The organism is Microbacterium sp. CH-015 (assembly GCF_049707015.1).
Taxonomy (GTDB): Bacteria; Actinomycetota; Actinomycetes; order Actinomycetales; family Microbacteriaceae; genus Microbacterium; species Microbacterium aurum.
In genome coordinates, this window is record NZ_JBNAFJ010000001.1 from 1,012,227 (window position 1) to 1,019,136 (window position 6,910).

Genomic DNA, 6,910 nt, shown 5'->3' on the forward strand with positions numbered 1-6,910 from the left:
ATCGATGCCCGCTGAACCCGCACCCCGCGCGAAGGTGCTCTGGCTCGCTCGACTCGAGTACCGCTTCCACGCCTGGCGCGAACGCCGCGCGCGTGCCCGAGGGCAGCGGGCGACCGTCGCCGGCTACCCCGGCTACGGCGGGGAGGACTGGGTCCGGGTGCTCGGGCGCGTCTTCATCGTGCCGCCGGTGCGCACGCGCTCGGCCGGCGAGTACGCCGGCGTGCGCGGCTGGCGCAGCTTCGCCGCGGTGCCCGTCGGTTTCGCGCAGGTCACCGTGATCGTGGACGGCGTCAGCCACGAGGTGGTCGCCGACCGCGGCGGGGTGATCGACACGGTGCTGCCGGCGACGCTCCAGCCCGGCTGGCAGCCGGTGACGATGACCGTGGAGGGTTCGGAGCCTTTCGAGACGCGCGTCTTCATCGTCGGCTCGGACGTCCGGTTCGGGGTCGTCTCCGATGTGGACGACACCGTGATGGTCACCGCGCTCCCCCGGCACTTCGTCGCGGCGTGGAACTCGTTCGTGCTCAACGAGCACGCCCGCCAGCCGGTCCCCGGGATGGCGGTGCTGCTCGAGCGACTCGTGCGCGATCACCCCGGCGCGCCCGTGGTCTACCTCTCCACGGGAGCCTGGAACGTCGCGCCGACGCTGCAGCGCTTCCTCCGGCGGCACCTGTTCCCGCCCGGTGCTCTGCTGCTGACCGACTGGGGCCCCACGCACGATCGGTGGTTCCGCAGCGGTCGCGCGCACAAGGAGGAGAACCTCCGGCGCCTCGCGCGGGAGTTCCCTCACGTGAAGTGGATGCTGATCGGCGACGACGGCCAGCACGACGACGACCTGTACACGTCGTTCACGAGCGAGTTCCCCGATCACGTCACCGCCGTCGCGATCCGCCGGCTGTCGCCGACGGAGGCCGTGCTGGCCGGCGGTCGCACGGCGGTCAATGACCACTCCGCCGCCGGGGTGCCGCGGGTGACGGGCGATGACGGTGCGGGCCTGCTCGACCGGTTGAGTGAGATCGGCGTGGTGGACCGCGACGCCGACGGTGTCGGAGGCGGCGCGTAGGCTGGCCGCATGTGCGGACGCTTCGTGGTGGCAAACGCCGGTTCCGAGCTGGTGGGGGTGCTGCGGGTCGATATCCAGGGCGATGATCTGCCGGCCCCGTCGTACAACATCGCGCCGACCGATCGCGTGGCGATCGTGCTCGACTCCGCCAAGACCGAGCCGCCCACGCGCCGGCTCGAGGCGGCCCGATGGGGTCTCGTCCCAGCCTGGGCGAAGGATCCCGGCATCGGGTCGAAGGCCTTCAACGCCCGTGCCGAAGAGGTCGAGGACAAGCCGATGTTCCGACAGGCGCTCATCAAGCGGCGCGCTGTCGTGCCGGCATCCGGCTACTACGAGTGGAAGACCGAAGACGGTGTCAAGACGCCGTACTACATCCACCCGATCGATGACGGGCCGCTGTTCTTCGCCGGCCTCTACGAGTGGTGGAAGGATCCCGCGAAGAGCGACGACGATCCGACGCGCTGGCTGCTGAGTTTCACGATCCTCACGCGCGACTCGATCGGCGCCCTCGGCTCGGTGCACGACCGCATGCCGCTGTTCATCGACGGCGACTACGCGGATGTCTGGCTCGACCCGACCACCGAGAATGTCGGCGACCTGCTGGACGCGGCGATCGACGCGGCACCCGCACTCGTGGATTCGCTGTCGATGCGGGAGGTCGACCGCGCCGTCGGCAACGTGCGCAACAACGGGCCCGAGCTCATCGAGCCGGTCTCCTGACACGCCGCTGTGGCGGGCGCCTTCCGGCCCCCGCCGCAGCGATCGGTCGATCAGGAGAGCTCGACGGTCGCGCTCTCGTTGTTCAGGACGATGATCGGCGTGACGGCGGAGTGACCGGCGGCGCGGATCTTTCCCGCATCGAACCGCAGCAGCGGCGTGCCCGCCGTCACGATGTCGCCCGCCTTCACGAGGGTCTCGAACCCGTCGCCCTTCATGTCGACGGTGTCGATGCCGACGTGGATCAGCAGTTCCGTGCCGTCCGTGAGCGCCAGACCGATCGCGTGACCGGTCGGGAACACGGAGGCGACGGTCGCGTCGGCGGGCGCGACGATCGTGTCGCCGGTGGGATCGATCGCGGTGCCCGGGCCCATCGTGCCCTGCGCGAACATAGGATCGGGGACCTCGGACAGCGGAACGACCGTCCCCGCCACCGGCTGACGGAGGCGGACGACGGCGGGCGTGTCGGTGGCTGCGCGCTCGTGCTGTTCGATGGCGGCGCCTGCGGCGATCGCGGCCCCGCCGACGCCCGGCGCGAGCATCCCGGCTACCGCGCCCGTCTCTGCCGCGCTCGCCCCCCGGAACGCCTCGATCCGCTCGGTGCGGTCGTTGATGATGTCCTCCATGGCGTCCTTCACGAACTGCACATTGAGGCCGTAGACCACCTGCACGCTGTGGCCGCCGGGCTTGATCGTGCCCGCCGCGCCGGCGCGCTTGAGGGCGTGCTCGTCGATCTTCGAGGTGTCCGCGATCTCCATGCGCAGGCGCGTCGCGCAGTTGTCGACGTCCATGATGTTGTCCTTGCCGCCGAGCGCGGCGATGAACTTCTCGGCGGTGCCGTGGTAGCCGGTGAGGCTGGTGCCGACATTGTCGGCATCCTGCTCGTCGAGCTCATCGCCGCGACCCGGCGTCTTCAGGTTGAAGCGCTTGATCAAGAAGTAGAACGTGCCGAAGTAGATGAAGAACCACCCGACGCCCAGCAGCAGGAGGATCCACGGGTTCTGGGCCATGGGGTTCGTCCACTGCAGGACCATGTCGATGAAGCCGGCCGAGAAGCCGAAGCCGAGACGCGTGGGCAGCATCGCCGCCACCATGACCGAGATTCCGGTGAAGACGGCGTGGATGAGGTACAGCCACGGCGCGACGAACATGAAGGAGAACTCCAGCGGCTCGGTCACGCCGACGAAGAACGAGGCGATCGCCGCGGAGAGCATGATGCCGTAGGTGACCTTCTTGCGCTTGCTGTCGGCGGCCAGGTACATCGCGAGCGCCGCGCCGGGCAGACCGAACATCATGATCGGGAAGAAGCCCGCCATGTACTGTCCGGTGACGCCGTAGGTGCCGGTGCCGTTGAGGAAGTTCACGAGGTCGTTGATGCCGGCGACGTCGAACCAGAACACGGAGTTCAGCGCGTGGTGCAGCCCCGTCGGGATGAGCAGGCGATTCATGAAGCCATAGAGCCCGGCGCCGAACGGTCCCATGGTCGAGATCCACTCACCGAACGTGACGAGCGCGCCGTAGACGACCGGCCACACGAACATGAGCACGACCGCGGCGACCAGCGAGACCCCGGCGGTGACGATCGCGACGGAGCGCTTGCCCGAGAAGAAGGACAGCGCGTCGGGGAGCTTGGTGCCTTTGAACTTGTTGTAGCACCAGGCGCCGATGAGACCGGCGAGGATGCCGACGAACACGTTCTGCACCTTGCCGAAGGCGGGGTTCACGTCGGCGACGTCGTCAAGGCCGAGCAGGTTCTGCATCGTGGCGGGCGAGAGCAGGGTCGTGATCGTGAGCCATGACACGAGGCCCGCGAGAGCCGACGTGCCATCGGTCTTGTTCGCCATCCCGATCGAGATGCCGACCGCGAACAGCAGGGGCATGTTGTCCAGCAGCGCACCACCGGCCGCGCCCAGGAACGCCGAGACGATGTTGGCGCCACCGGCGGCCGAACTGATCCAGTACGAGATGCCGGAGAGGATCGCCGCGACCGGGAGGACCGCGACCGGCAGCATGATCGATCTGCCGAGCCGTTGGAAGAACTTCATGGGTGAACTCCATCCTGAGGAACGTGCCGTCGTCATCGACGGCCCATAGGCCGACGCTACTCCCGAATGTCGGACGCGCCCAGCATTCACTCAGGAATGGCGGATCCGCGGATCTCCCCCACCGCTCCGCGGCGGCGAAAAGCGAAAGCCCCCGGTTGTCCGGGGGCTTGTCGTGGTGGAAAGGACGCGAAGACGGTCAAACACGTCGGCGTGACTCAGCGGCTGTCCCGCGTCGCCGCCACAGTCCGGTCAGGTCGTGTTCAGCGTAGCGATGGCTTCGGAACGGTGGATGCTCGCGGGGATGTGTGTGAGGCGATCACGCGCCGGAGAATTACACAGCAGGATAGAGACAAGGCAGTCGCGCTGTTCCGTGATGGAGCGTATGTGAAGGACATCGCGGCAAGCTTGAGAATCACGAGGGCCTCGACCCGGAAGATTCTCTACGACGCGGGGCTGTCCGCGCCCCCGAGGAGGATGAGCGAGCCAGAAATCAGGGAAGCGGTGCGGCGGTACGAGAGCGGAGACTCGCTGGTTCGACTCAGCGAGAGATTTGGGTACAGCCCTGGGACGATACGTACCAAGCTCGTCCGCGCAGGTGTCGAGATGCGGCCAACGTCGGTTCCTCGGCCACTGCGTACTTCGTGACCGCAGCCGTTCGCGGTCGTCACGTACTGGAGACAGGAGGCCGTCGGCCAGTTCCTCAGTGCATCGGATTTCGGAGGCGGCGGGGTCGGCGATGAGAATGGATCGGTCGGCCGTCCAGAGGTAGCTCATCAAGGCGATCGGGAAGAGAACGCAGAGGCGGAGGTCACGGCCTGTCTCGGCGGTGAGGCTGCCGTGCTCGTTAGCCGTGCAGAGGCAGTCGCGCCCGAACCTACTGGTCAGTGCGGGTGAGGTGTTTGATGATGAGGTCCAGGGTACGTTGCTGCGCGGTGTTCATGTGTTCGGCCATGAGCGCGGTCATCGCCTCCGCGCTGATGTCGTCGCGGACACGGGAGTCAAACCGCGGGAGAGAGTCGCCTCGTTCAGCGAGGAACTCCGTGATGAGTCCTGCCCCGTGCTCTGCCAGAGCGGTGATCTGCTCTTCCGGGGTCTCTTCTGGCAGATGCAGCAGTTCCGTGTTCAGTTCGGCGAGGGCGTCGGGGGCGTCTTGCATGGCGTCGGCGAACGCGGGCATGTCGTCGGCGGGGAGCAGACGGGCCAGCAGGAGTGCGACGTTGCGGGATCCGGGATCGGTTCCCAGTGCGTCCATGGCAAGAAGCGCCTCCGGGGAGAGGTCCGGGGACACTCCTCGATCGATCAGCGCATCGATGTCGGCGCGGAGGCGAGTCAGCTCGGTGATCCGGTCCTCGATCTCGGCGCGCAAACCGCGCAGGGACTCCTGCCCCTGCTCTTCGGAGTCGAGCATATCGGCGACCTGATCGAGGCTGAAGCCGAGAGTGGTGAGCCGTGCGATGCGGAGGGCGAGCACGAGGTGCCGGGCGGTGTACTGCTTGTACCCGTTCGTCAGCCGCTCCGGTTCGGGCAGGAGGCCGACGTCGTGCCAGTGGCGGATCGATCGCAGGGTGACGCCGGTGAGGTCGGCGAGCTGTTTCGTGCTCCACGCCATGCTCATTCCTCCTTCGGTTGCGGTGGTTCTATTGTGTCCAGCGATCGGAACGCGGGTGCGAGCAGGGCGAGGATGCCGGTGATCGCCATCGCCACGGCGATCCCGACGCCGGCGGCGGTGAGTCCGAACCCGGATGCGATCGCAGCGATCGGTGCGGAGGTGACCGCGGGAGCGGCGAGCATGAGCGCGTTCTGCGCCCCCAGCACGCGTCCGCGCATCCGATCGGGCGTCGCCTCGATCGTCGCCACGCCGAGAACTGCGGACATGGGCGCGTTGGTGAGGCCGACCAGCGCTGCTGCGGCGATCACCAGCCACGGCGCTCCCAGGATCCCCAGCACCGCGAACCCGACGACGCTACCCACGATGCCGATCACGAACCAGGTGCGACGCGTCGTCCTGCCCGTCGTCGCGGTGTACACGGCCGCACCGAGGAGGCTCCCCAGCGCGATGCCGGTGATCGCGAAACCGCTCAGCTGCGGGAAGCCTTCGCTGGTGAAATAGGCGGGCAGGACCGTGGCCTGCAGGCCGGCGAGGACGGCGACGAACACCGCGCTCAGCAGGCTCGCTCCGAGCACGAGCCGGTTGCTGAGCAGGAACCGCCACCCGGTCACCAGTTCCGCGAACACGCGCCGCGCTCCTCGCAAGGCCCCGGATGTGGTCGCCTCATCCACGGGTTCGATCTCACCGGCACGAGGCGAGAGCGCGAACGAGAGCAGCGCCGCTGCGAGGCTCGTCCCCGCAGTGACGTACAGCGCGGCGGAGCTCACCCCGAGCAGGAACACCAGCAGACCACCGAGTCCGGGCCCCAGGAGCATCAGCGCCGCCGACAGCGATTCGCGGACACCGACCAGCCGGTCGAGCGCGCCTCGTTTCCCGCCGTCGAGCTGCACCAGCCGGGGCAGCATCGTCTCCCGCGCCGTCATGCCCGGGATGTCGCCGAACGCGCCGATCACTCCGAGCACGATGAACCACGTCAGGTTCAGCCCCCACAGCGCGTCCACGACCGGGAGCGCGGCGACCGAGGCGGCCGAGAGCACGTCGCTGATGATCGACACCGTACGGCGGTTCACCCGATCCACGACCACCCCGGCCAGCACCCCCACCACGGCGGACACGGCGGCGCTCACCGACGCCAGCACCCCCGCGGCGAGGATGTCGCCCGTCTTCGCGAGCACCAGCAGCGGGAACAGCACGGACGCGATCCCGTTGCCCAGCAAGGACAGGCTGTACGAGCCCAGATAGACCCATGTGTTTCGACTCATGCTTACGATCAGAAACTATGACGTCGCGGCACAGTCAAGTCGTACATTTTGGTCAAGCACACTGAGGGGGCATCGTGCCGGTCAGGAACTGCGGGTATGCCGGTTCTGGGTGTCAGCGTTGGGGGCCTTCTCGTACCTGGGCCGCCCCCTTCATTCGGTCCGGTCGCTGTGCGAGTCGTCGGTTTCCAGTTGATGGGTGCATTGCCGAGCGTAG

Annotated in this window: 5 protein-coding genes; 2 read left to right on the forward strand and 3 right to left on the reverse strand. The window is 67.8% G+C overall.

Annotated features, from left to right (window positions below):
• The first annotated feature begins 4 nt into the window (after window positions 1-4).
• Window positions 5-1,063: an App1 family protein gene (locus tag ACPYN4_RS04715; protein WP_424445732.1), complete on the forward strand. Its 1,059-nt coding sequence runs from the start codon at window positions 5-7 to the stop codon at window positions 1,061-1,063.
• Between the two features lie 9 nt (window positions 1,064-1,072).
• Window positions 1,073-1,783 carry an SOS response-associated peptidase gene (locus ACPYN4_RS04720; RefSeq protein ID WP_424445733.1) on the forward strand — a complete coding sequence of 237 codons (711 nt, stop codon included), beginning with the start codon at window positions 1,073-1,075 and terminating at the stop codon, window positions 1,781-1,783.
• A 50-nt stretch (window positions 1,784-1,833) separates the two neighbouring features.
• Here ACPYN4_RS04720 and nagE read toward each other — a convergent pair whose 3' ends face one another.
• From nagE to ACPYN4_RS04735, 3 genes are all read right to left on the reverse strand, one after another.
• Window positions 1,834-3,825, reverse strand: a complete 1,992-nt coding sequence (gene nagE, locus ACPYN4_RS04725) for an N-acetylglucosamine-specific PTS transporter subunit IIBC (protein WP_424445734.1) — start codon at window positions 3,823-3,825, stop codon at window positions 1,834-1,836.
• A gap of 874 nt (window positions 3,826-4,699) precedes the next feature.
• Window positions 4,700-5,434 (reverse strand): MerR family transcriptional regulator, encoded by a 735-nt coding sequence (locus ACPYN4_RS04730; RefSeq protein WP_424445735.1) that lies wholly within the window; start codon window positions 5,432-5,434, stop codon window positions 4,700-4,702.
• Between the two features lie 2 nt (window positions 5,435-5,436).
• A complete protein-coding gene (locus tag ACPYN4_RS04735; RefSeq protein ID WP_424445736.1) occupies window positions 5,437-6,696 on the reverse strand; it encodes an MFS transporter in 1,260 nt (419 codons plus the stop codon).
• Window positions 6,697-6,910: the final 214 nt, after the last annotated feature.